Origin of the sequence: Tenacibaculum sp. UWU-22, assembly GCF_041021355.1 — a bacterium.
Classification (GTDB): Bacteria; Bacteroidota; Bacteroidia; order Flavobacteriales; family Flavobacteriaceae; genus Polaribacter.
This window is the reverse complement of sequence record NZ_JBFNGP010000006.1, coordinates 1-24,979: the sequence shown is the minus strand read 5'-3', so window position 1 is coordinate 24,979 and position 24,979 is coordinate 1. Positions and strand designations below refer to the sequence as shown.

The window sequence follows — 24,979 nt, the reverse complement described above, 5'->3', positions numbered from 1 at the left end:
ACGGCAATCAAAATTATTTTTGATACAGAATCAATTAAATAATTATGAAAGTATTAGCCATAGACGATCAAAAATTAGTGTTAATTCCTTTAGAAAAAAGATTAACAGAGCTTGGTTATCAGGTAATTATTGAAACAGATGCCTTAAAGGGTATCGAATTATATAATTTACATTCTCCCGACTTGGTAATTGTAGACATGAATATGCCTAGTATTTCAGGCATGGAAGTAGTTAAATATATTAGAACTCATAAAAAATCATCTACACCTATAATGGTGTTGTCAGGTAATACAGATGATCAACTCATTATAGAAGGGTTTGATTTAGGTATTAATGATTATATGAAAAAACCGTTAAGTTTAAATGAAATTTCGGCAAGAGTTAAGAGGCTTATAGGGGCTTCTATTGAAGAAAAAGATGTAAAAGCAACTACTAATAATGTATTAATTCAAGAAAGATGTGTAGGGGTGGTTATACCTTGTTATAATGAAGAAAATAGGCTTTTAAGTAAAGAATTTACTGATTTTTTAGATAAAAACACAGGCTATCATTTGTGTTTTGTTAACGATGGTAGTAAAGATAATACTTTAGGGGTACTTAAAGACATACAAAAAGGGCGTGAAGATTTTATAACCGTTTATAATTGCGAAAAAAATGGGGGTAAGGCAGAAGCTGTTAGGCTGGGGATGTTGCATATGGTAAAAAAAGAAGATCTAGATTATATAGGTTTTTTAGATGCTGATTTATCTACCGACTTAACAGATTTTGACAACTTAGTGTCTACAATTGAAAAATCAGAATATAAAATTGTTAGCGGTTCTCGAATTAGCAGAATGGGTGCTAACATTACCAAAGAATCAGCTCGAAAAATAATTAGTCTAACAATTAATTATATTATTAGAACCATTTTAGGTATGAATTTTAAAGATACACAATGTGGGGCAAAAATATTTGATAAAGAGGTTATTCCGTTAGTGTTTGGTAGAAAATTTATTACTAAATGGCTCTTTGATGTCGAAATATTTATGAGAATGAAAAGATATTTCGGATTAAAAAAAGCCACGACATTATTATGCGAAATACCTTTAAAAAGATGGATTCATGCAGATGGCTCTAAATTATCAATGAAAGATTCTGTAAAAATAGTAGCACAATTGGCAAAAATAGCATGGTTTTACAGAGGTAAAAAAGAATTAGAATACAAATCTAAAACCAAATCAATAGATTATAGATCAGTAATTGTAGATCAAAAATAAACAAATCTTTTTTATGCTAAGTAGCATAAGTTTAAATGCTTATATTCTCTAAATACATGAAGTTTGGAATTATATTATTATTTTCAGATAATGAAAATGAGATTAAAAATAATCAGTTTATCAATTTATTTAACAAAACAAAACATACTATTTTTTGTTTCGTAAATAATGCGAGTAAAGATGATACTTTAAAGTTACTTAAAGTAATTTCACGTAATTCTGAATGTAATATTTCTATTTTAGATATAAAAAAAGAAAAAAAAGAAGTTATAGCCATAAAAGCGGGGGCAAGGTATTTATATAGCGCTGTAGAGGATTTAAAATTTATAGTTTATGCAAATATGGGGGATTTAACAGATCTAGGCATATTAAAAGACTTGTTTGCTACAATTCAAAACACAACTGATTTTAAAGAAGTTTTTCAGATTAACACTAAAAGAGGCACGTTAAAAAACGTTTTTCCAATTCATAAGATTATTAATAATGCTATTTGAATGATTAACAAAACTGTTCTATGTTTTGTGTAAATAAAAAACGAAGCGGTTTTATTTCCATCCACCTCCTAAGGCTCTATATAAATTAGTTTTACTGGTAAGTTGAGTTAGTTTTAAATTAATAATTTCAAGCTGAGCATTAAGAACAATATCTTTAGCTCTTAATATTTCTATATAGTTTACAAAACCTTGCGCCAAAAGATCTTCTGAATATTCTAACGATTTTAATAAGGCTTGCTTTTCTTTTTCTTTAATAAGTAATTTTTTTTTGCTAGTTGCTAAATTAGTTAGTTCGTTTGCAATTTCTTGATAAGCAGTCAGCACATTTTCTTTATAATCTAATAAGGCTATTTGTTGTTCGTGTAAACGAACTTCTTTTTGAGTTTTTAATTTTCGGTGATTAAAAATAGGTTGTAATAAACCTGCTGCAATATTTCCAAATACAGTATTGATATTGAATAACTCTGAAAAATTTTGGCTATTTAATCCTCCAGAACCACTAATTGTTATAGACGGATACATACTTGCTTTTGCAATATTAGTAAGTTCAACACTATACATTAAATTATATTCGGCAGCTAATATATCGGGTCTATTATCTAGCACTTGTATAGGAAATCCTGTTTTTATAAACTCGTCAGGAGTCGATAATTCTGTTGAAAGTTTGTTTCTGTGAATGTTTTTAGGGGCTTTGCCCAGCAGTATACTCAATGCATTTTCTGTGATAGTCGTTTTATTTTCTACATCTAATAAAATTGCTTGAGAATCATATAATTGTGCTTCGGTTTGTTTAACCGCAACTTCGGTAACATTACCAGATTTTTTTAAGGCTTTGGTAGTGGTAATACTTTCCTTTCGGTTTTTGATGGTTTCTAATAAAATTTCTTTTTGAGCATCTAATGATTGTAATAAATAATAGTTATTGGCAACAGCATTAATAATTTGTGATTGTATTAAGCGTTTTACATTTTCAGTTTGATAATATTGTGCTAAAGAAGCTTTTTTTTGGCTATTTATTTTACCCCATACATCCATTTCCCAAGAAAAGGATGCTCCTAATGAAAAATCATTAAAAGTTGTTTTATCGGGTAAATTTGCTCCGTTAAACGATTTGTTTGAGGGGTGGCTACGAGTTGCGCTAAAAGTTCCGTTAATACTGGGTAAAAAATTTGCTTTAGATTGTTTTATTAACGATTGTGTAATAATTAAATTTTGCTGAGCTCTAAGCATGTCTAAATTATTAATTAAAGCAGTGTCTATATAATGTATTAACAGCGAATCTTTAAAAAATGATTTCCAGTTTAAAGTAGCTATAGAACTACTATCTGCAAGTATTTTAGCATTACGATATTGCGTTAAATTATAAGGGGTTTCTCTTTGGTATGTTTTTAAAGTTGTGCCACATGAAGTTAGCAAAAAAGAGAATAACGCAAGTGTAATATATTTATAAAGTAGTTTCATTTTAATTTTTTTACATTATTTAAAATAACAAGCGATATTAATTTTGCTTTATATCGTTAAATTTTATGGGTTTAATTTTTTCTTGAATGGTTTGAAATATGGTAAACATTACAGGAATTACTAAAACACCTAAAGAAGTACCTATTAACATTCCTAATGCAGCACCTGTAGCTAATGATCGGTTTCCGTTGGCACCAATTCCGCTTGATACTACTAATGGCATTAACCCTAAAATAAAAGCAAAAGAGGTCATTAAAATAGGTCTTAATCGTTCTTCAGCTCCTAAAATAGCTGCTTGTATAATACTATTACCCTTATAGCGTTCTTGTAGAGCAAATTCAACAATTAATATGGCATTTTTAGCCAATAAACCAATTAACATTACTAGGGCAATTTGAAAATAAATATTGTTTTCTAATCCTAGTAGTTTTTGCGATAAAAAAGCACCCATAATACCTAAAGGAAGTGAAAAAAGTATTGAAAAAGGTAGTATGTAGCTTTCGTATTGAGCAGCTAATAATAAGAACACAAAAATAATCGTCATTGTAAAAATCAGTCCTGTTTGTGAGCCTGAGTTAATTTCTTCGCGAGTTAATCCAGACCAGCCAATATCAAAATCGTCAGGTAACTCTTTAGCAGCAACCTCTTGTACAGCTGTAATAGCATCACCAGTACTATATCCGGGTTTAGGAGCCCCACTAATTGCGGCAGAATTAAATAAGTTAAATCTACTAACCGATTGGGGTCCGTTTGTTTTTTTTAGTGTTGCAAACTGCGTAATGGGTATCATTTCTCCTAAATTATTTCTAACCGACATGGCATTTAAATCTTCTTTACTAGCACGAGTACTAGGGGCGGCTTGAATCATTACCCGATAGTATTTGCCATATTTAATAAAATCACCAGCAATACTTCCGCCTATATACCCATTTAGTGTAGAAAAAACATCGGCAGGTGAAACTCCTTTTAGTTTAGCCAATGTCATGTCCATTTCTAATTTAAATTGTGGATAGTTAGTGTTTAAAGGACTTTGGGCATACAAAATTTCAGGACGTTGATTTAATGCCATCAAAAATTTATTTTTGACATTATCTAATTCTTTTATTTTTTTCCCAGATTTATCTAATAATTGTGCTTCAAATCCAGAACTGATTCCAAAACCAGGTATACTTGGTGGACTAAAAAATAAAATTCGTGCATCAGGTATAGTGGCACCTACTTGAAATAGTTTTGCAGTTATAGTTTCTATAGATTGGTCTTTATCAGTACGTTTTTTCCAATCATCTAACTTTAAAAAAGCCAATCCAAAATTGCTGCCACCACCATTTATTAAACTATTACCAGCAACAAAACTCATTTGTTTTACACCAGGTATTTGTTTTGCTTTTTCGTTTAAAGATTGCAATACTTTGAAGGTTCTATCAAATGAACTTCCTGGCGGTAATGATACATCAGCAAAAATAATTTTACGATCTTCGTTAGGCACAAAGCCAGTAGGTGTTGTTTTACTCGCCCAATTAATAGCGAAAATAGAGAGTAGAATTAAACCGATTGCAATCCATTTTTTATTAATTAAAAAATGGATGGCTTTACCATAATGTGTAATTAAGTTTTTAAACAAGTGGTTAAAGGCTGTATAAAAGCGTTGTAAAAAATTTTGTTTTTCGTAATTTTCGTGTTTTTCATGTTTTAGTAATAAAGCAGAAAGCATAGGGCTAAGAGTTAAGGCGTTTAATGACGAAATAGCTATAGCAAATACTAATGTTAAACCAAACTGTTTATAAAAAATACCTGACGGGCCAGGAATAAAAGTTATAGGTATAAATACCGACATCATTACTAGGGTAATAGAAATAATAGCTCCAGAAATACCATTCATAGCCTTATTGGTAATCTCTTTCATATTTTTGCCCGTATTTTCTTTGTTTTCTATTTGCACGTGTACCGCTTCGACGACGACAATTGCATCATCTACCACAATGCCAATAGCTAAAATTATAGCAAATAATGTTAGCAGGTTTAATGAAAAACCGAAAACATTTAAAAAGAAAAAGGCACCAATAATAGATACAGGAACCGCAATTGCAGGAATTAAAGTAGAACGAAAATCTTGAAGAAAAACAAAAACAACAATAAATACCAATACAAATGCTTCTAATAACGTTCGTATTACATGTTCCATAGATGCCGATAAAAACTCATTAGTATCGTAGTTTACAGTATATTTTAATCCGTCAGGAAAAGAACTTTTACTTTTTTCTAAATACTTATGAATGTTTTCGATAATGGTTTGGGCATTTGAACCCGGGGTTTGATATATTGCCATTGATAGCGAAGGGTACACATCGGTTTCTCCTTTAATAGCGTATGAAAAAGCAGATAATTCTATTTTAGCAACATCTTTTAAACGTAATATTTCGCCATCACTACTCGCTTTTATAATAATATTTTCATACTGTTTTACATCATTATATTTACCGTCATATTTTATTACATATTGAAATGCCTTACCACTATTTTGACCAATTTGCCCAGGGGCAGCTTGACGGCTTTGTTCATTAATTACCCTAATAACATCAGCAGGAATTAAATTAAAATTTGCCAGTTTTTGAGGGTCTAACCATACCCTCATCGAATAATCGCGTAAGCCAAAAACAGAAGCATCACTTACCCCAGAAATCCGTTTAATTTCTGGAATAATATTGATATTCATATAGTTTTGAATAAATACATCATCATATGCTTTATTTTCTGAATAAAAAGTAGCAAACATTAAAGCGCTTGTTTGTCGCTTTTGAGTAACCACCCCTAATTGGTTTACCTCAGCAGGTAATAGCGGTATTGCTCTTGCTACACGATTTTGAACATTTACCGCTGCAATATCGGGGTTAACACCTTGTTCAAAATAAACATTAATATCTGCCTTTCCATTATTATCGGCTTTAGAACTAATGTAGGTCATGCCTTCAACACCGTTTACTTGTTCTTCTATGGGTACAATAACACTTTGCAATACGGTTTCAGCATCAGAACCAGTGTAGGTGGCAGAGATGTTAATTGTAGGTGGAGCAATATCTGGATATTGGGTAACAGGTAGTACATAAATTCCAATAATACCCAGTAGTACAATAAAAATAGATATTACAGATGATAATACCGGTCTATTAATAAAAGTTTTTATCATTTTAATGCTTTTTTAGCAGTTAATAGTTGAGTTATTGCACCTTAGCTATTTTTATAATTGAATCGATATTTACCAGTTTTGGCGTAATTTTAGTACCATTTTTTAGGCTTGCGATACCTTTTACAATAATTTTTTCTCTTTCTTGAACTCCTTTATTAACTACAATTAAATTATGAACTCTATCTCTAGGTTCTATTACGGTAGCTACGGCACTATCACCTTGTGTTTTAAAAGCATAAATAACACCTTGTTGTTCAAAAGTGGCAGATTCAGGTATAACCAATACGTTTTTATAAACTCTAGGAATACGAACTTTACCCGTATTACCATTTGTTAAAAGGCCATCTTTGTTATCAAATTTAACTCTAAATTGTATGGTGCCTGTATTAGGGTCGATAACTCCTGTTGATGTTTCTAGTGTACCTTTTTCTTGATAGATAGTTCCGTTAGCTAACTCTAATTCTATTGGTGGAACTAATTTTATTTTTTCTTCTAAAGTTTTACCAGAAAAATTTTGAAAAAAATAAATGTATTGTTTTTCATTAATTGTAAAATAAGCATAAACTTTACTAACATCAGAAACGGTTGTAATGGGTTTAGAATCTAATGGGCTAACTAAAGCACCAATACGGTAGTTAAATTTTCCAACAACCCCATCAATTGGGCTAGTAATGTTAGAGAATTTAATATTTTCATTTATAGCCCTATAATTTGCCTCTGCCGAAGAGTGAGCTGCCAAGGCTTGACTTAATCCGCCTTTTGCTTTAAGTAAGTTTGCTCTTGCAGTTTCTAATTGTACAGCGCTTATGATGTTTTTTTCTACTAAAGGAATAAGTTTATTTACCTCAACTTGAGCCGATTCAACTTGAGCTCTTGCAGCCTCTATGTTTGCAGTTGCAGAAGTAATTTGGTTTTTAGCAACAGATGCATTTTGGTCTTGTATATTGGTTTCAAGTTTAAAAAGTAGTTGTCCTTTTTTTACTTTCTCTCCCTCATCTACTAGCACTTCTTTTATATATCCTGAAATTTTAGGGCGTAGTTGATTGTTATTAATTCCAGTAATATTAGTAGGAAATATATGATAGGTGTTAACATTTCTTTTTGCCACACTAATTACAGGGTAGGGTAAAGGCGCTGTTTTTGTTTTTTTAGTTTCTTTTTTGCACGAAAAAATAAGAAGAATAAAAACGAAAAGTAATACACTTGTTTTTTTCATAGTTACTGTATTTATAAAATGAACGTTGCTACTTTTTTTTGGATTGTAATATTACAAAGCCCCCTATTTAGAGTTAATTATAATCTAATTTTTATTCGATAATTGAGGCTTAAATACTTCGTCGCTTATTCTGTAAGATACACCATTAAAAACAAATTTATTTTATTAAACCGTATAAGAATGCTCCTAAAAGGTTATTAAATACCCTTAAAAGTTCATCACAGAATTTTGAATAATGCCAAATGTTTAGGTTAATTGTTTTAATTTATGGTGTTGATTATGCTAACACATAATCAAAAAGTGATAAAGTATTTGTTGTTTACTTTTTATCTGTTTTTTAATACATTTATAAATAAATAGTACATCTTAATTTTTAGACAATTTATTTTAAAAACCATTTTGTATTTTCGTGTTTAAATGAATCTTCAACAACCGATTACATATATAAAAGGAGTTAGTTTAGCACGGGCTGAATTGTTGTATAAAGAACTCGGAATTAAAACCTGTAGCGATTTGTTACATTTTTTTCCGTTTCGATATATCGATAAAACACAATTTTATACTATAAATCAATTGCGTCAAAACTCATCAGAAGTACAAATTATAGGTAAAATAATTAACTTAAAAACGGTTCCTCAAAAAAGAGGAAGTAGGCTAGTGGCTACTTTTATAGATAAAACAGGCACTATTGAGCTAGTTTGGTTTCGAGGTGTAAAATGGTTAAAAGAATCGCTAAAAATTAACGAGCCCTATGTGGTTTATGGAAAATTAAATTTTTATGCAGGTACTTTTTCTATGCCACATCCAGAAATGGAGTTGTTAAAAGAGCATAAACTAAAAATACAGTCGGCAATACAACCCGTATACTCATCTACCGAAAAACTAACTAACAAAAATATAACCAATCGTGTTATACGAGGTTTTATAGAAGACTTATTAGTAAAGGTAAAAGACACAATTACTGAAAATTTTCCTGAATATTTTTTAAAAAATTATAATTTATTAGCTAAAAAAGAAGCATTACTAAATGTTCATTTTCCAAAAAATCAAAGTTTAGTAGCAAAAGCGCAATATCGATTAAAATTTGAAGAATTATTTTTTATTCAATTACAATTATTACGAAAAAAACAGCTTCAAAAAATAAAAATAAAAGGCTTTGTTTTTGAAAATGTAGGAGAAACGTTTACCAATTTTTATACAAATCATTTACCTTTTAAACTAACGAATGCCCAAAAACGAGTTTTAAAAGAAATTAGAAAAGATGTGGCCTCTCATGCACACATGAACCGATTGTTACAAGGTGATGTGGGGTCAGGTAAAACCATTGTAGCGTTATTAACTATGCTGTTAGCCATTGATAACAATTTTCAAGCAACTTTAATGGCGCCAACTGAAATTTTAGCCATACAGCATTATAATGCAATTACTGAGTTGTTACAGAATATGGATGTTTCTGTTGAGATACTTACGGGTTCAACTAAAACAAAAAAGCGGAAAGAAATTCATGAATCTTTAGCCGACGGAACATTAAAAATATTAATAGGCACTCATGCGTTATTAGAAGATAAAATACAATATAAAAATTTAGGCATGGCTATTATTGATGAGCAGCACCGATTTGGGGTGGCTCAAAGAGCTAAAATGTGGAGAAAAAATACTATTCCTCCGCATATTTTAGTTATGACAGCTACACCTATACCTAGAACTTTAGCCATGTCTTTATATGGCGATTTAGATATTTCAGTAATTGACGAGTTACCTCCTGGACGTAAAGAAGTAAAAACAGTGCATCGGTATGATAGCAATCGATTAAGTATTTTTAAATTTTTAAAAGAAGAAATTGCTAAAGGGAGACAAGTTTACATAGTGTATCCGTTAATTGAAGAATCGGAAGTTATGGATTATAAAGATTTGATGGATGGTTATGCAAGTATTGAACGCGAATTTCCTAAACCAACCTATCAAATTAGCATTGTACACGGCAAAATGAAACCAGCAGATAAAGAGTTTGAAATGAACCGATTTGTAAAAGGTGAAACACAAATTATGGTAGCTACTACGGTAATTGAAGTGGGGGTAAATGTGCCCAATGCTAGTGTAATGGTTGTAGAGAGTGCTGAACGATTTGGCTTATCGCAATTACATCAGTTACGGGGTAGAGTAGGGCGTGGTGCTAAACAAAGCTATTGTATTTTATTATCAAGTTTTAAATTATCATCAGAGGCTAAAACTCGTTTAAAAACAATGGTAGAAACTTCTGACGGATTTAAAATTGCAGAGGTAGATTTAAAACTTCGAGGGCCAGGTAATTTAATGGGAACACAACAAAGTGGGGTTTTAAATTTAAAAATAGCTGATCTTGTTAAAGATTCATCTATTTTATATCAAGCCAGAAATGCCGCAATAACTCTTTTACAAAACGATCCAGATTTATCAAAACCAGTTCATGCATCGATACTAAAAACCTATCATAGAATAGAAAAGAATAGCGGGTTTTGGAGCGAGATAAGTTAATTGAGCCTAAAAACTAAATTTTGGGTGGTATCTAAAAAATATTTTTTAGATACCGCCCAATAAAACAGTTATATTAGTTGTTTAAAAAATCTTTTAATTCTTGATAAGAACTAATTTTAATAGCCTTTTTTTCTTTGTCAAGAACCGATTTAATTTGATTAGGAATAGGTAGTTTTACGTTTAATGTTTGTTCTACAATATCTAAAAACTTTACAGGATGTGCCGTTTCTAAAAACATACCAAAATCGTTGTTCTTTAAACCATATTTTTGTAATCCTAAATAGCCAACAGCTCCATGAGGATCAGTTATGTAATTTGAATTTTTATAGATTGCTTTCATGGCTTCTTTAGTTTCGTTATCGGTAAAAGAGTATGATGAAAACACCTGTTTTAAAGCATTTATATCTTGGTTAAATAATTCTTGAATTCTAACAAAATTACTTGGGTTACCTACATCCATAGCGTTTGAAATTGTAGCCTTAGAAGGTTTAGGCTCATATTTACCTTTTACTAAATAATTAGGTATTGTATCATTTATATTAGTTGAAGCTATAAATTGTTTAATAGGTAGTCCTAATTTTTGAGCCATAATACCTGCACAAATATTTCCAAAATTACCACTAGGTACTGAAAAAACAATTTCTTTATGTTGGTTATGTATTTGTTTATAAGCAAAGAAAAAATAAAACATTTGTGGTAACCAACGTGCAATATTTATCGAATTGGCAGAGGTTAATGTTCTCGAAATCTCATTATCTAAAAATGCGGTTTTAACCATGTCTTGACAATCATCAAAAACACCAGCTACCTCTAAAGCAGTAATGTTTTTGTCCAGTGTGGTTAGTTGTTTTTCTTGAATATCACTTACTTTTCCACTAGGGTAAAGTATTACTACTTCAACACCTTTAACCCCTAAAAAACCATTAGCAACAGCACCTCCTGTATCACCAGAAGTAGCTACTAATACAGTAACTTCTTCTGTAGAGTTTTTATTAAAATATCCTAAACAACGAGCCATAAAACGAGCACCAACATCTTTAAAAGCCATAGTAGGACCATGAAATAATTCTAGCGAACCGATGTTTTGTTCAAGGTTAACAACAGGAAAGTCGAATGATAAAGTTTCGGCTATTATTTCTTGTAATACAGCTTTAGGTATTTCGTCTCCAACAAATTGTTTAATGGCTTCGTATGCAATTTCTTCATTAGAGTAATTATCAATATTATCAATAAACTCTTTTGCAATAGGGGTAATGTTTTCAGGGAAATACAACCCTTTATCAGGTGCTAAACCATTAACTACGGCTGTTTTAAAATTAACTTTTGGGGAGGTATGATTAAGACTATAATACTTCATTTTTTTATTTTTTATTTAGATTCTATAATGTTTACGCCTTCTGCATTTATTTTAGAACGATACATGTTAAAACCAATGTTTTTATCTTGATATGTTTGTTTAATAGTTTTGTATACGGTATCGGCTATTTCGTCTCCTTTACACAAGGCAAAAATGGTAGGTCCAGATCCAGAAATTCCAGCACCTAAAGCACCCGCCTTAAGAGCATTTTCTTTAACCAAATCAAAATGAGGAATTAAATGTTTACGAGCAGGCTCTACAATAATATCGGTTAAGGAGTTTGAAATTAAATTATAATCGTTAGAGTACAATCCGCTAATTAATCCTCCTACATTTGCCCATTGCGTTACAGCATCTTTTAATAAAACGTTTTTAGGTAGTACTTCTCTGGCATCTTTTGTTTTTACCTCTATTTGTGGATGGATAGCAACCAATCTTAATTCAGAAGGAACAGGAATTTTAACAATATCTAAGGGGTTGTAACTACGAATAAGAACAAAACCACCATATATTGCAGCAGCAACATTATCGGCAATAGGGGTGCCACAAGCTGCTTTTTCGCCTAACATTGCAAATTGAGTGAGCTCTAATTGCGTATAAACATTACCTAGTAAGGCATTTACAGCAAAGGCGGCACCTGCAGCGCTAGCAGCGCTACTACCCAAACCACTACCCGGTAAAAATCCTTTATGCATTGTAATTTCTATACCAAAATCTGCATTTTGTTTGGTTAACATTGCTAGGGCAACTACACCTGCTGCGTTTTTAGTAGCTTCTGTACTTAAGTTTGCTCCTGTAATTTGTTTAATAACAACGCCTTTTTTTAGCGTTTTTGTAAAACTCATTTCATCTCCTAAGCCATCAACGGCTAGTCCTAGCGAATCAAATCCACATGAAACATTAGCAACTGTAGCTGGAGCAAATATTTTTATATAATTCATTATGTGTATTTCTTACTAAAAAATTAAATCTAACTTGTTTTATCGATTACCAACTCTAATTACATCTGCAAAAATACCTGAAGCGGTAACCTCAGCACCAGCACCAGCACCTTTTATTTGTAATGGATTTACAGGATATCGTTCGGTAAAAAATAACACAATATTATCGCTGCCTTCTAAATTGTAAAAAGGATGATTGGCAGGAATATGTTGTAAACCTACTTTAGCCTTTCCATTTTCAAACTCAGCCACATATTTTAATCGGCAATTTTTATCATTAGCCTCTTTAAATAACTGTTGAAAATGCTTTTCAAATTCAGTTAATGTAGCGTAAAAATCAGAATTATTTGTAGTTTGTAAACTTTTTTCAGGTAAAAATGATTCGTTTTTAATGTCTTCTAATTCTAAATCGTACCCGCTTTCACGAGCTAAGATTAAAATTTTTCGAGCAACATCAATTCCACTTAAATCTATTTTTGGGTCAGGTTCAGTATATCCCTCTTTTTGAGCTTGGTCAACTATATCATGAAAGGTATTGCTTGCATTAAAGTTATTGAAAACAAAATTTAAAGTACCTGACAATACGGCCTGAATTTTATGAATTTGGTCGCCCGAAGCTATTAAATTTTTTAAAGTGTCTATAACAGGCAATCCAGCTCCTACATTGGTTTCAAATAAAAAAGGAGCGTTATACTTATGCGAAATACGTTTTAAATTTTTATAATTTACCAAACTAGAAGCACATGCAATTTTATTGCAGGTTACTACAGCAATATTATTACCTAAGTAGTTTTCGTAAACTTCTGAAACCGATTTGTTTGCGGTATTATCTACAAAGACCGAATTACGCATGTTAAGCGATTTTGTTTTTTCAAAAAAAGCGGTTAAAGAACTTGGTTCACCATTTTCTAATTGTTTTTTCCATTGTGTTAAATCGATTCCCTTTTTATTGAAAATCATTTTTTTAGAATTTGAAATTCCTATAATTCTAATATTTAATTTTAAATGTTTTTTTAAATAAGCTGCTTGTTGATTTATTTGTGCTAAAAAGCGTTCGCCTACATTACCTACTCCAGTAACAAATAAATTTAATTGCTTTATTTTTTCTTCAAAAAACTGTTCGTGCAACGTGTTTAAGGCCTTTTTAGCATCGTTGCTATTTATTACAGCCGAAATATTTTTTTCTGATGCACCTTGAGCAATTGCTCTAACATTTACATTGTTTTTTCCTAAAGCACTAAACATTTGTCCGCTTAACCCTTGATGATTTTTCATATTGTCACCCACTAAGGCTATGATAGACAAGTTACTTTCAACAGCGATAGGATTTATTTTGTTTTTTTGAACTTCTAGTTGAAAAGTTTCATCTAAACATTCTTTTGCCTTTTTAGCATCGTTATCATAAATTCCAATACAAATAGAATGTTCTGAAGAGGCTTGGGTTATAAAAACGATGTTTATATGATGTAACGAAAGGGTTTCGAACATGCGTTTTGAAAATCCTGGCACACCAACCATACCACTACCTTCTAATGTTAATAAACTAATATTTTCTATATGTGAAATACCTTTTACAGCCTTGGTGTCGTTTGATTTTTTTACAATAAGCGTTCCGTCGTTTTCGGGTTCGAAAGTATTTTTTATTCTAATCGGAATTTCTTTTTCTAAAATAGGTTGTATCGTTGGCGGATATAAAACTTTTGCTCCAAAATGCGATAACTCCATTGCTTCGATGTACGAAATTTGAGTTATAGGAAAGGCTTGTTTTACTTCTCTAGGGTTTGCTGTAAACATACCACTAACATCTGTCCAAATTTGTAGTTCGTTAACGTTTAGTGCTGCGGCATAGATGGCTGCAGAGTAGTCTGACCCACCGCGCCCTAATGTAGTTGTTTCCCCTGTTTTATTTGCGGCGATAAATCCACCTAAAACAACTATTTGATGTGTGTTTTTGGTAAAAAAGGCAACTATGTTTTTATTTGTTTCTTTAAAATTTACTTGAGCGTTATCGTAATTATCATTAGTAATAATTAAATCTCTACTATCTTTATGTATAACATCTAATTCTTTTTTTGCAGCATTTGCAATAATATAAGAAGATAATTGTTCTCCAAAACTGGCAATAGTGCTTAATGTTTTTGGCGACAATTCTTGTAAAAGAAAAATACCCTCGTAAAAAGCAGTTAATTTGGTAAATAATTGTTGTGTGTATTGTATAACTTCTTGTTGCTTTTTTGAAGGAACTAAAGCAGTGATTACTTCAATATGTAGCTTTTCTAGCTCAGTTACTATTTTTTTTGCTTCGGTAGTATTTTCTAAAGCATATTTAGCCGCTAATAATAAATTATCTGTTGTTTTGCCAAAAGCAGAAACCACAACTACAATTTTTTCTTTTTTAGAAGCTTGTTTTATAATTTCTATAACCTGTGTTATGTTTTGTTGATTGGCTACTGATGAGCCTCCGAATTTTAAAACTTTCATTTTAAATAAAATTGATGTAAATTATTTTTTTGATTATTTGTCTGTTTTCAAATAATTTGAAAACAAATGAGAACGGAGATTATATGTAATAAAATTAACCCTTAACGGGTAATAATAGTAGTAATAATAATGCCAATAAAAGATATAACCGTAGGGCGGTTTATAGATGATTTTGAAATGCTTTTATTGATATACATGTGCCAAATGTATAATTTAAAAATAAAATGTACTAGAAAAATGTGAAAAAATATTTGGCTTTTTGTTGCTAGTCCTCAAAAATAATAACTAGGTTAAGCAAACATTTTAGCCACTTTTTGGGCTTTTTTGTTTTCGCTATAATCGTAAAATCCTTCTCCAGATTTCACCCCTAATTTATTTGCATTTACCATATTAACTAAAAGAGGGCAGGGGGCGTATTTTGGATTTTTAAATCCTTCATACATTACATTTAAAATAGATAAACAAACATCTAAACCAATAAAATCAGCTAATTGTAAAGGTCCCATAGGGTGTGCCATTCCTAATTTCATTACGGTATCTATTTCTACAACTCCAGCAACCTTGTTGTATAGTGTTTCAATACTTTCGTTAATCATTGGCATTAAAATTCTATTTGCTACAAAACCTGGATAATCGTTTACTTCAACAGGAATTTTATTAATTTTTTTAGTTAAAGCCACAATAGTTTCCATCACTGAGTTAGCGGTGTTATATCCGCTAATAATTTCTACTAATTTCATAATGGGTACTGGATTCATAAAATGCATACCAATTACCCTTTCAGGTTTATTTGTAGCCGCAGCTATTTCTGTAATTGAAATAGAAGAGGTGTTGGTTGCTAAAATAGTGTCTTCAGAGCAAATTTCACTTAACTCTTTAAATATCTTTAACTTTAAATTTTTGTTTTCTGTTGCAGCTTCTACCACTAAATTAGCATATTTAACCCCTTCTTTTATAGATGTGTGTGTGGTAATGTTAGCTAAAGTTTTAACCTTCTCGTTTGGGGTTATTTTTTCTTTAGCAATCATGCGGTCTAAGTTTTTACTAATAATTGTTATCGCTTTGTTTAAAGCAGATTCAGAAATATCTATCAATTGCACTTGATATCCAAATTGAGCAAAAGTGTGGGCAATTCCGTTACCCATAGTTCCAGCTCCAATTACAGCAATGTTTTTCATTTGAATAAATTTAAGTTAAATCGTTTGGGGTGTTTTTATTTCGATATTTAGTTGTTTTTATAAATGATCGAATAAAAAACACTTTTGTACAAACTTGAAAAAAGAATATTGTTTTAATTTTTAAAAGAATCGATAACCATTTGGGCAACTTTAAGAGCCTCTGCACCTTGTGTTAAACTAACAATAGGGGTGGTATCTTTTATAATAGCATCGGCAAATGATTCTAATTCGTCTAAAATAGCATTATTGGGCACTATTTTGGGGTTATCAAAATAAATTTGTTTTTTTACGCCTTCTGCATTTTGTAAAATCATTGCAAATTCATCAGGGTGTTTGGGCACTTCTTTCATTCGAACGATTTCTGATTTTTTTTCTAAAAAATCTACCGAAATATAGGCGTCTTGTTGAAAAAAACGTGATTTACGCATGTTTTTCATCGAAATTCTACTAGCTGTTAAATTTGCTACACAACCATTTTCAAATTCGATACGTGCATTTGCAATATCGGGTGTTTTCGAAACCACAGATATACCACTTGCATTTACTTCAGCTACCTTAGAATTTACGGTTGATAAAACAATGTCAATATCGTGAATCATTAAATCTAAAACAACAGGCACATCGGTTCCTCTCGGATTAAATTCAGCTAACCGATGCGTTTCTATAAACATAGGGTTATCAATTTTGTTTTTTACAGCCATAAAAGCAGGGTTAAACCGCTCTACATGACCTACTTGTCCTCGTATATGGTTTTGACTGGCTAAAGTTCTAATAGCCTCAGCTTCTTGTAAGGTATTGGTTATGGGTTTTTCTATAAAAATATGCTTCCCTTTTTCTATAGCTTGTTTAGCACAATCAAAATGAGATAACGTAGGAGTTACAATGTCTACTACATCTACGGCATCGATTAATTCTTCTACAGAGTTAAATAATTGATAGCCAAACTCTTTTGCTACTTTTTGCGCATTTTCTTTAAAAGGATCATAAAACCCTAGTAAGTCGTATTTATTAGATTGTTGTAATAAACGAAGATGGATTTTTCCTAGGTGACCAGCACCTAAAACGCCAACTTTTAACATAGTTATTTTGTGTATTTAGTGAGTGAAAGCAATATAAAATACTTATTTAATAAGTCGTTTTTTGCAAATAAAACAAACAACTTGTATATAATTAACCTTGATAAAAATATAACGAAAACAAAGATACAATTTTATAAGTATCTATGCTGAATTATTTGTAATTTTAGTTTTGAAAATATGAGAGATACAGCAAAACATCAAGGACTTAGAAATCAGCTTGTTACTAGTTTAAAAGAGAAGGGAATTACCGACGAAAAAGTGTTAACTGCGATAAAAAAAATTCCACGTCATTTGTTTTTAGATTCTAGTTTTGAAGCACATGCGTATCAAGATAAGGCTTTTCCAATAGCGGCTGCTCAAACCATTTCTCAGCCTTATACGGTTGCTTTTCAATCAGAAGTTTTAACAATTAAAGAAGGCGATAAAGTATTAGAAATTGGTACAGGATCAGGTTATCAAACAGCTGTTTTATTAGAATTAAAAGCCATTGTTTATACGATAGAGCGCCAACATGAGTTGTTTAAAAAAACATCACTGTTTTTACCTAAATTAGGGTACAAACCTAAAAAATTTGTATTTGGTGATGGGTATAAAGGGCTTCCTAAAGATGCTCCTTATGATAAAATTATTGTTACTGCTGGGGCTCCGTATGTGCCTAAACCTTTGTTATCTCAATTAAAGGTAGGAGGCAAGATGTTAATACCTATTGGGGGTGATACCCAAATTATGACATTGTTTGTACGAAAATCGTCTAATGAGTTTGAAAAACACGAATTAGGTAATTTTATTTTTGTACCGATGTTAGAAAAAAAAGCGTAAATTTTAGTTTTTTGTTTGTTTTTCAGTTCGTGCTATTTTTTTTTCGTATCGACCTTGTACAACGTCTGTTATTATTAATATAGCAATTACAAAATAAAAAGTTGTATTGCTCATCGCTGTAATTTCGTTACCAAAAATCTTTAAATGAGCTAAATGGCCGCCTTCGGTAACTAGCATTATTCCCACAATAAAAAGTATAAAAAGTCCTAAAACTTCATACATTCTGTTTTTTGATAAAAATGCCGAAATTCTATCAGCAAGCGCTAACATTAATAAACCACTAATAACAATAGCAGTTGCCATAATAATAAATGCGGTAGTATGATGGTCTATTTCTTTGGTTAAGCCTATAGCTGCTAAAATAGAATCAAAAGAAAAAACTAAATTCATTAAAACAATATTAATAATTACAGCATTAGGAGATATTTTTCGGTTACTTTCGGTTTTATTTTTATGTTGTAAATCTTCATTAGCTATCATATGCCATATTTCTTTTATGGCGGTATAAATAATAAAGCCTCCGCCGACTAGTACAATAATACTATGCCCGTTAAAAGAAAAGTCAATAACCCCTTTAATACTTCCTGTTAAAAAAGAAAAGGGCTCTTGAAAAAAATCGATAATAGAAATTAGAATAAATAGTAATAAAATTCGTAATACAATAGCTATTAATATCCCCGTTCTTCTAACTCTTTTTTGTTCAGATTCGGGTGCTTTTTTAGATTCTAATGAGATATATAAGAGGTTATCAAAACCTAATACGGCTTGTAAAAGAACGAGCATTAATAAAGTAAAAATATTTTCTAACATAGGTTTTAATTGCAGTAAGTAATTTAAAATCAAAAGTACATAAAAATAGATTTTTTACATAATAAAAGCACATTTGTCAATTATTTTTTTCAAATAATACTTTTATAAGCTCACTGTATTTTTTAAAAATAAAAAAACCTTACAAGTTTTACTTTTACTACTTAACTTGTAAGGTTAAAACAAAAAATCATTGTTTTAAATAGTTGCTATTTACGCTAACGCGTTTTAATACTTTTTCTTCGATTAGAGTTTCTATCATTATTGTAAGACTTATTTTTCTTGTGATCATTTTTGTAAAAAGAATTAGACGTTTTATGTTTTCTTCTTTTTAAAATTTTATCGTGTACACCAGTTTTTGCATCAGAGCGAGCTTTATAGTAATAAAAATTGTTATCTTCTTTATATTTATGATAAAGTAGTTTAAACGCTGCACTACGAAAATACATATCATCATAATCGTAAACGGTGCCAAAATGGGTGTCGTAATGATTATCATAGTATTTTACTTTACCATAAAAATGAGGAATTCCTAATCGATCATAATCAATAGTTAAGTGTCCAACACGGGCAAGTAAACCATAATTGTAATCTATATGCACACTACCAATTTGTGTTACATTGTTTCTAAAATCATAATGAATGTATATGTTACCTACTTGTCTAATACGTCCTTTATAATCACGTTTAACAAATATTCTTCTGGGGCCTTCCATTCTTATTCGATGCCCGTTATAATCAGCGTATCGATTATTTTGATATTGAACATTAAAATCGAAGTTACCATTAAAAAACACGTAAAACTCTACTCCGTGTTCAGTAAAAGTCACCGCCTCTTTATTGTGGTTATTTACCCCAATTTTGGCAGTTGATTTTCTGAGGTCATTAGCGTTTATTGTCGCTATACTGGTTAGTATTAATAATAAAAGTATCCCTTTTTTCATAATTGCTAAATTTAGGGTTATGCTTACTCTATTTGCTTTTCGGCTTCCGCAGTTATCAAACTAATTTTCAAACAGCGTGCCAAAATAAAAAAGAAAATAGAATTATCAGAAATAATTGTGAATTAACAGGGGATGTTTAAAAAATATTACACAATATGATTAGGGTTTTAGGCATCTATTCATTTTCTCTTTTAGCGAGTAATATAAATCCATCCTTTTTGTACAACATCTTCGTTATTTTTAGTTTTTAGGTCTAATACATAAAAGTAAGTACCAACGGGTAGCTTGTCTGTGGGGTTAACAGTACTAGAGTTTGTTGATATACCTGACCAATTATTTTTGTAGCCTTCAGCTTGGTAAACCATAGCACCCCATCTGTTAAAAATTGATAACTTGTTTTTAACAAATTCATCTAAGTCTTCAAAAACTAATACATCATTTTTGCCATCGCCATTAGGGGTTATAATTTTATTATAAGTTGAACTCATTCCACCAACCTCACCACCGTATGATCCGATAGTAATTACGGTATATAAATTTGGGATAAATAAATCTGAAGTTATTGTTCCTTTTTCAAAATCACCTTGAATATCGGTTTTTCCTAAATCAACCCATTTGTTATCTGTTTCGCTCCAGCCTACCACTGTTAAAAAAGACATATCGTTAGAAATTAATTCAATGTTACTTTTACTATCCCATGTAAGGGTAACAAGCGTTTCTGTATTACCATCTAAATCCCAAAATTCATAATTGCTGATGTTTCCTAAAGAAGTTTGTTTTTCAGAAGTTAAAAAAGAATTTATAAATGTAGTTGGGGTATCAGGATTTTCGTAAAAATAAGCTCCTTTAAAGTAGGTGTTGCCACTTTGTTCAGGAATAATCATAGGTCTTAATCGCATATCATCACCAATAGGGAATATAAATTTTTCAAAACCCGTAACCGATACATAACCGTCGGTATGTTCGGTATCTGATTCGCCAGCATATAAATCGAAATTTAAATAATCTAATGAAATTGAGCGATCATCTCTAGGTGTAATTACTCTACCTGTAGTATATTCCATAATATTTTTAACACCAACCGAAACATAGAGTTCTAAATCGTCTGCAACATCTACTTCTAAATCGTGAAATACAGGTCTGTTTTCACCTGAAACGGTTAAATTTCCATTAAGGTTGTAAAATCCAGCAAAGCCTTTATTTTGATTAAAAACGCCGTCGTTAACTAAATTTGTATGAAACCCTATTTTACCCTCATCGTGAATTTGAACGTTGCCAAAATTGTGAAAAGAAGTTTGCGCCAACAAACCACTAGTATACGTTAAACCGATAATAACTATTACTAGTATTTTGGTTAGTATATTATTATTTAAAGATGATGCTTTCATTTTTTAAAAAAAATTTAAAGCCCCCAAAAGGCCATTTGTATTTGTTCAACAGTTTTATAAGTATTTTCTGGAATTTTAGTTTTGTATAAAATAAATTCGTTGAATCCAGTGGTTGCATACATGTTACCTGTAGCTGTATCTGGATTGGTGCTTGTTGAAGTAGAAGCGGCACTAATAAAAAAAGAAAAATTATAATTACAGTTGTTTGAGCTTGTTGTTGTGTTTAGTTGTTCTACGGTATTTTGTCGCATTATTATTGTATTTGGAGAACCAGAAATTAACGAATATTGCTTAAAAACATTTATACCAGATAAATTATAAAATGATCGTTGATTGGTAGCAACACTAGTATTATAAAATCCAGCGTCAAAATAAGCTCGTTCGTTACCCCAATTTAAATGACTAAGCCATCTGTAATTACCATTAGATATACCAAATGAATTTTGATTTCTGTCTGTAGCTTTGGCTACTAATAATACAGTACCATCTTTACCATTAGTTGTTAAATCATGTAAATGGCTGTTGCTTACCACTAAAAAATCATCGACTCCGTCGCCTTGAAAATAAGGTAAAACCGAATCGATATAAAATTGCGGTTGTTTAGTAATGGTTGTTTGAATGGCATTTCTATTTAATCCGCTTTGGTCATACCAAGTATCTACATAAAGATTACTACCTGCTGCCCAAGTAGTAATTGCGTTAATGTCTACTAAATCGGTATCAATAGCATAAAAAACTTTCGTGATATTGTCTGATTTTCTTCTTAATTTAATTATAGGGCCTGTGTAATTACTGTATAGCCTGCGCATAGAATAGGCAAAGCTAATAGTATTGTCAAGTTGATCTAAATAGGTATCTACATGTAAAGTAGGGTATTGATTGTAATGTCCAATTCCCTGTGAATAGATATTGTAGTTGATAGTGAAAAATAAAAAGAGGAATATTTTTTTCATTATAATTACATTTTTAAATCTCCAGTTAAAGTAAATTGGTTATTGGTATATTGTACAATACCTACACCAGCATATTGACCAGCCGTTTTACTTCTACCCAATCGATTAACCACAGTTGTTCCTGACCCCCCATTGAAAGTTACAACCCCAGTTCCTTGTTGATACACACTTACATTAAAACCAATGGGTAGCCCAGAAGGGATGGTAATGGTTCTGTTGGTAGAAGAATTTACATAAATTATAAATCCACTATCTTGAGCTGTTAATGAGTAGTTGGTTGTTACTTCTTTTACAGGAGCAATACCACGTTCGGTTTTTTTTAATACCCCGCTAGCATCAGCTACTACCATCATATCTGTACTGCTATTACTAGATGTAAGATTACGTATTCGAGCATCACCATTTACATCAAGTATAGCTGTTGGGCTGGATACTTTAATCCCCAGATTTCCATTGGCTATATACATATTTCCTCCACTAGGATTAAAAGTAACTTTAAATTGAGTAAAATTTCCCTGTCCACTGTATGGGTATAAGTTGAAAATTCCATTGGGAGAATCAATCCCCATATAAGCACTATTCCAACCTGTTTGCAGAGGACCTCCAAATAAAGAAATAGGGTAGTAACCATCATTATTTCCTCCTATGGGATTTCCAATCTTAACTATGTTTTTAGTACCGTCTTCGTTTACTGCTAAATAAGTAGAATTACTAATTCGTCCTGTTCCAAACACATCTAACTTTTGAGAAGGAACTCCACCAATACCTACTCTTCCACTTCCACTGTTATTAAAAATAGTATTTGCAGAAGATTCATTTTGTATATATAAATTACTAAAGGCACCATTATTTCTGGCTAATATTTCATTATTATCGAAAATTAAATTAAATCCTGATGGATTACCTAAGGTTAATGCATGTTCAGTAGAGGTTAATCCTGCATCAACAGAAGACTGTATGTGTAATTTGCCATTAATTGTACTGGTACCTATGCCTACTTTACCCATTGAATAAATATTTTCAGTATTTAAAGTAGCTCCTGTATTATCATCAACTCCATACCAAGGTTCTATTGTATTAAGTAGAATAGTTTTATCTGCTTCTGCATCGTTTTCTATAGAAAGAGAAAGCTCTCCAGTAGTTGTGTTTAAAGAAAAACTATCTATTTTTTGGTTATCATCAGCACCATTACCAATTGGTATCCAATTTTTTCCATCGTAAGCATATAAGTTTTTTTCAGTGGGGTTATACAAAATAGAGCCTCTAATTGGGTTGGTAATATTTCCTAGTTCTGAAGTGGGTACACTATTTAAACCAAGCATACTTTCTCCCGAAGGTGTTTGCGCTATACTACTTAATGTGTATAAAAAAACAATTAAAAATTTAGTAAAATATTTCATGAATTAATTTTTTTAGTAGTTATACTAGGAACCTTGACAGTGATAACTGCCACATTAGTATTTATACCTTTAAATTTTTGCCCATAGATATTTTTTTTGTTCTGTGGTTAAAGGTAATATTAATGCTTGAATACTTATTTGATATTTTGTTGAATATATATTATTTATCGGTGAAGTGCTAGGATATATTCTATGAAAGGTATATAAGTTAGCGCTTTGTGTAGGTACATTGTTAACGCGAATTAGTGTACGGGTAATGTTTTGCCCTTCTATACCATTTGGCGATTGAGAATAACTGATGTGTGTCATAATTATTATAATAAAAAATACTATGTTTTGTATATAGCTTTTCATTATTAAAATTTAATTCAATTGAACATTGGTAATAACTTCTTTTTTGGCAGGTACTTGAAAAGACCATTCATTGTCTACTAGCACATCTGCAGTAACGCCATTATCTCCCGTAGCTATATATACTTTAAAACCATTTGGAGTTCTAGAGCCTTCAACTAATTGAACAATATTAGAATCTCTATTAACATCGTCTTCTACTGTGCCAAAAACTACTGGATAATCACTGCCATTAGGGTGAGGTGTTGTAAAAGTTACAGTATATTGTCCTACTCCTGTTCTCTTTACAGAAGAATTTATATTATATAAATTTCCACCAGATGCACTTGTAAATGCCGTAGCAAAAACATACCCTATGGTTTCTTTGGTTACCGATAGAGAAGGAGCAGGTACTTTTTTAAGTAATCCTCCGCTTGAATAAACCACATGTTCATCGGTAGCACTTCCTGCTTGCATAGTGCGTATTCTGGCATCACCATTTACATCAAGTGTAGCTGTTGGAGTAGCTGTGCCTATGCCTACAGAGGGGCCTTCTTTTAAAGTCATAATGGTGCTTAAGCTGGAGGCTACACCTGCTGTTAAATTTGAACCAACTTGAAAAATCATGTAAGCATTAGTAGTATCATCAACATTTACTGTTATTCTACCCGCATTACCATCTATGTCTGCTGTTTTACCTGCATGATTAAATACAACATTGGCATTTCCGCCACCATCATTTACCGTTAAACCAGCAATTCCAGAACCATAACCTGCTGTAACGCGCCTTGTAGCGTTAATAACTCCAGCAACATCTAAGTCAAAATTAGGATCGTTTGTTCTAATACCTACTCTACCCATTGAATAAATGTTTTCTGTATTCAAAGTAGCCGCAGCATGATTATCTGTGCCAAACCATGGTTCGGTTACTGGTACAGTTACCGTTCCTCCGTTTTTAGATAAAGAAATATCATTTCCAGAAATAGAAAGTGTTTGAATTTCATTGGTAGCACTTAAGTCGCCATCTGCAGCTGTATGTGTATTTAAGTTTGCTTGTAGGGCATTGATATCGGCAGATTCTTCTAGCGCAGACAGGTCAAGGGTTTGGTTGGCACCATTTTCAATACCAATGGTAAGTTTAGAAGAGGTATTATCGAAAGAAGATCCTGAAATATTT

General features: G+C 31.4%; 18 protein-coding genes and 1 pseudogene. 4 read left to right on the top strand and 15 right to left on the bottom strand.

The window, feature by feature from the left end; genetic code table 11:
• Window positions 1–44: 44 nt before the first annotated feature.
• The gene (locus tag AB2B44_RS09880; RefSeq protein ID WP_369049420.1) at window positions 45–1,256 is read left to right on the top strand and encodes a response regulator; all 1,212 of its coding nucleotides are present in this window, start codon (window positions 45–47) and stop codon (window positions 1,254–1,256) included.
• Between the two features lie 56 nt (window positions 1,257–1,312).
• Window positions 1,313–1,750 (top strand): hypothetical protein, encoded by a 438-nt coding sequence (locus AB2B44_RS09875; protein WP_369049419.1) that lies wholly within the window; start codon window positions 1,313–1,315, stop codon window positions 1,748–1,750.
• Between the two features lie 51 nt (window positions 1,751–1,801).
• On the opposite strand, the gene AB2B44_RS09870 is transcribed toward AB2B44_RS09875, so the two are convergent.
• The 3 genes from AB2B44_RS09870 to AB2B44_RS09860 are packed head-to-tail and all read right to left on the bottom strand — an operon-like array spanning window position 1,802 to window position 7,611.
• A complete protein-coding gene (locus AB2B44_RS09870) occupies window positions 1,802–3,211 on the bottom strand; it encodes an efflux transporter outer membrane subunit (protein WP_369049418.1) in 1,410 nt (469 codons plus the stop codon).
• Between the two features lie 37 nt (window positions 3,212–3,248).
• Window positions 3,249–6,395, bottom strand: coding sequence for an efflux RND transporter permease subunit (locus tag AB2B44_RS09865; protein ID WP_369049417.1), 3,147 nt, complete (start codon window positions 6,393–6,395; stop codon window positions 3,249–3,251).
• Window positions 6,396–6,426: 31 nt separating this feature from the next.
• A complete protein-coding gene (locus AB2B44_RS09860) occupies window positions 6,427–7,611 on the bottom strand; it encodes an efflux RND transporter periplasmic adaptor subunit (protein ID WP_369049416.1) in 1,185 nt (394 codons plus the stop codon).
• Between the two features lie 417 nt (window positions 7,612–8,028).
• On the opposite strand from AB2B44_RS09860, the gene recG reads away from it, so the two are divergent.
• Window positions 8,029–10,125: an ATP-dependent DNA helicase RecG gene (gene recG / locus AB2B44_RS09855; RefSeq protein WP_369049415.1), complete on the top strand. Its 2,097-nt coding sequence runs from the start codon at window positions 8,029–8,031 to the stop codon at window positions 10,123–10,125.
• A 73-nt stretch (window positions 10,126–10,198) separates the two neighbouring features.
• On the opposite strand, the gene thrC is transcribed toward recG, so the two are convergent.
• The 5 genes from thrC to AB2B44_RS09830 all read right to left on the bottom strand — a co-directional run bounded on the left by thrC (window position 10,199) and on the right by AB2B44_RS09830 (window position 17,161).
• Complete coding sequence (gene thrC, locus AB2B44_RS09850) at window positions 10,199–11,482, bottom strand: threonine synthase (RefSeq protein WP_369049414.1); 1,284 nt, start codon at window positions 11,480–11,482, stop codon at window positions 10,199–10,201.
• Between the two features lie 11 nt (window positions 11,483–11,493).
• Window positions 11,494–12,423, bottom strand: a complete 930-nt coding sequence (locus AB2B44_RS09845) for a homoserine kinase (protein ID WP_369049413.1) — start codon at window positions 12,421–12,423, stop codon at window positions 11,494–11,496.
• A gap of 39 nt (window positions 12,424–12,462) precedes the next feature.
• Window positions 12,463–14,904, bottom strand: a complete 2,442-nt coding sequence (gene thrA, locus AB2B44_RS09840) for a bifunctional aspartate kinase/homoserine dehydrogenase I (protein ID WP_369049412.1) — start codon at window positions 14,902–14,904, stop codon at window positions 12,463–12,465.
• Window positions 14,905–15,194: 290 nt separating this feature from the next.
• Window positions 15,195–16,082 (bottom strand): 3-hydroxyacyl-CoA dehydrogenase family protein, encoded by an 888-nt coding sequence (locus AB2B44_RS09835; RefSeq protein ID WP_369049411.1) that lies wholly within the window; start codon window positions 16,080–16,082, stop codon window positions 15,195–15,197.
• Between the two features lie 113 nt (window positions 16,083–16,195).
• Window positions 16,196–17,161, bottom strand: a complete 966-nt coding sequence (locus AB2B44_RS09830; protein WP_369049410.1) for a Gfo/Idh/MocA family protein — start codon at window positions 17,159–17,161, stop codon at window positions 16,196–16,198.
• A gap of 177 nt (window positions 17,162–17,338) precedes the next feature.
• On the opposite strand from AB2B44_RS09830, the gene AB2B44_RS09825 reads away from it, so the two are divergent.
• Window positions 17,339–17,980 carry a protein-L-isoaspartate(D-aspartate) O-methyltransferase gene (locus tag AB2B44_RS09825; RefSeq protein ID WP_369049409.1) on the top strand — a complete coding sequence of 214 codons (642 nt, stop codon included), beginning with the start codon at window positions 17,339–17,341 and terminating at the stop codon, window positions 17,978–17,980.
• A 3-nt stretch (window positions 17,981–17,983) separates the two neighbouring features.
• On the opposite strand, the gene AB2B44_RS09820 is transcribed toward AB2B44_RS09825, so the two are convergent.
• The 7 genes and pseudogenes from AB2B44_RS09820 to AB2B44_RS09790 form a co-directional block, all read right to left on the bottom strand.
• On the bottom strand, window positions 17,984–18,790 hold the full coding sequence (locus AB2B44_RS09820) for a TerC family protein (RefSeq protein WP_369049408.1): 807 nt from the start codon (window positions 18,788–18,790) through the stop codon (window positions 17,984–17,986).
• 215 nt (window positions 18,791–19,005) lie between these two features.
• Window positions 19,006–19,731 carry a hypothetical protein gene (locus AB2B44_RS09815; protein WP_369049407.1) on the bottom strand — a complete coding sequence of 242 codons (726 nt, stop codon included), beginning with the start codon at window positions 19,729–19,731 and terminating at the stop codon, window positions 19,006–19,008.
• Window positions 19,732–19,922: 191 nt separating this feature from the next.
• Window positions 19,923–21,119 carry a gliding motility-associated C-terminal domain-containing protein gene (locus tag AB2B44_RS09810; protein WP_369049406.1) on the bottom strand — a complete coding sequence of 399 codons (1,197 nt, stop codon included), beginning with the start codon at window positions 21,117–21,119 and terminating at the stop codon, window positions 19,923–19,925.
• Between the two features lie 14 nt (window positions 21,120–21,133).
• Window positions 21,134–22,072, bottom strand: coding sequence for an arabinofuranosidase catalytic domain-containing protein (locus AB2B44_RS09805; RefSeq protein ID WP_369049405.1), 939 nt, complete (start codon window positions 22,070–22,072; stop codon window positions 21,134–21,136).
• A gap of 5 nt (window positions 22,073–22,077) precedes the next feature.
• The gene (locus tag AB2B44_RS09800; protein WP_369049404.1) at window positions 22,078–23,472 is read right to left on the bottom strand and encodes a hypothetical protein; all 1,395 of its coding nucleotides are present in this window, start codon (window positions 23,470–23,472) and stop codon (window positions 22,078–22,080) included.
• A 69-nt stretch (window positions 23,473–23,541) separates the two neighbouring features.
• On the bottom strand, window positions 23,542–23,781 hold the full coding sequence (locus AB2B44_RS09795) for a hypothetical protein (protein ID WP_369049403.1): 240 nt from the start codon (window positions 23,779–23,781) through the stop codon (window positions 23,542–23,544).
• 54 nt (window positions 23,782–23,835) lie between these two features.
• A pseudogene (locus AB2B44_RS09790) lies at window positions 23,836–24,979 on the bottom strand (hypothetical protein); the annotation flags it as partial.

Bases quoted from the DNA above. Each gene is read 5' to 3' on its own strand.
- AB2B44_RS09880 (WP_369049420.1), top strand. From the start codon at position 45: ATGAAAGTATTAGCCATAGACGATCAAAAATTAGTGTTAATTCCTTTA.
- AB2B44_RS09825 (WP_369049409.1), top strand. From the start codon at position 17,339: ATGAGAGATACAGCAAAACATCAAGGACTTAGAAATCAGCTTGTTACT.
- AB2B44_RS09800 (WP_369049404.1), bottom strand. From the start codon at position 23,472: ATGAAATATTTTACTAAATTTTTAATTGTTTTTTTATACACATTAAGT.
- recG (WP_369049415.1), top strand. From the start codon at position 8,029: ATGAATCTTCAACAACCGATTACATATATAAAAGGAGTTAGTTTAGCA.
- AB2B44_RS09865 (WP_369049417.1), bottom strand. From the start codon at position 6,395: ATGATAAAAACTTTTATTAATAGACCGGTATTATCATCTGTAATATCT.
- AB2B44_RS09870 (WP_369049418.1), bottom strand. From the start codon at position 3,211: ATGAAACTACTTTATAAATATATTACACTTGCGTTATTCTCTTTTTTG.
- AB2B44_RS09820 (WP_369049408.1), bottom strand. From the start codon at position 18,790: ATGTTAGAAAATATTTTTACTTTATTAATGCTCGTTCTTTTACAAGCC.
- thrC (WP_369049414.1), bottom strand. From the start codon at position 11,482: ATGAAGTATTATAGTCTTAATCATACCTCCCCAAAAGTTAATTTTAAA.
- AB2B44_RS09830 (WP_369049410.1), bottom strand. From the start codon at position 17,161: ATGTTAAAAGTTGGCGTTTTAGGTGCTGGTCACCTAGGAAAAATCCAT.
- AB2B44_RS09845 (WP_369049413.1), bottom strand. From the start codon at position 12,423: ATGAATTATATAAAAATATTTGCTCCAGCTACAGTTGCTAATGTTTCA.
- AB2B44_RS09805 (WP_369049405.1), bottom strand. From the start codon at position 22,072: ATGAAAAAAATATTCCTCTTTTTATTTTTCACTATCAACTACAATATC.
- AB2B44_RS09860 (WP_369049416.1), bottom strand. From the start codon at position 7,611: ATGAAAAAAACAAGTGTATTACTTTTCGTTTTTATTCTTCTTATTTTT.
- AB2B44_RS09815 (WP_369049407.1), bottom strand. From the start codon at position 19,731: ATGAAAAAAGGGATACTTTTATTATTAATACTAACCAGTATAGCGACA.
- thrA (WP_369049412.1), bottom strand. From the start codon at position 14,904: ATGAAAGTTTTAAAATTCGGAGGCTCATCAGTAGCCAATCAACAAAAC.
- AB2B44_RS09795 (WP_369049403.1), bottom strand. From the start codon at position 23,781: ATGACACACATCAGTTATTCTCAATCGCCAAATGGTATAGAAGGGCAA.
- AB2B44_RS09810 (WP_369049406.1), bottom strand. From the start codon at position 21,119: ATGAAAGCATCATCTTTAAATAATAATATACTAACCAAAATACTAGTA.
- AB2B44_RS09875 (WP_369049419.1), top strand. From the start codon at position 1,313: ATGAAGTTTGGAATTATATTATTATTTTCAGATAATGAAAATGAGATT.
- AB2B44_RS09835 (WP_369049411.1), bottom strand. From the start codon at position 16,082: ATGAAAAACATTGCTGTAATTGGAGCTGGAACTATGGGTAACGGAATT.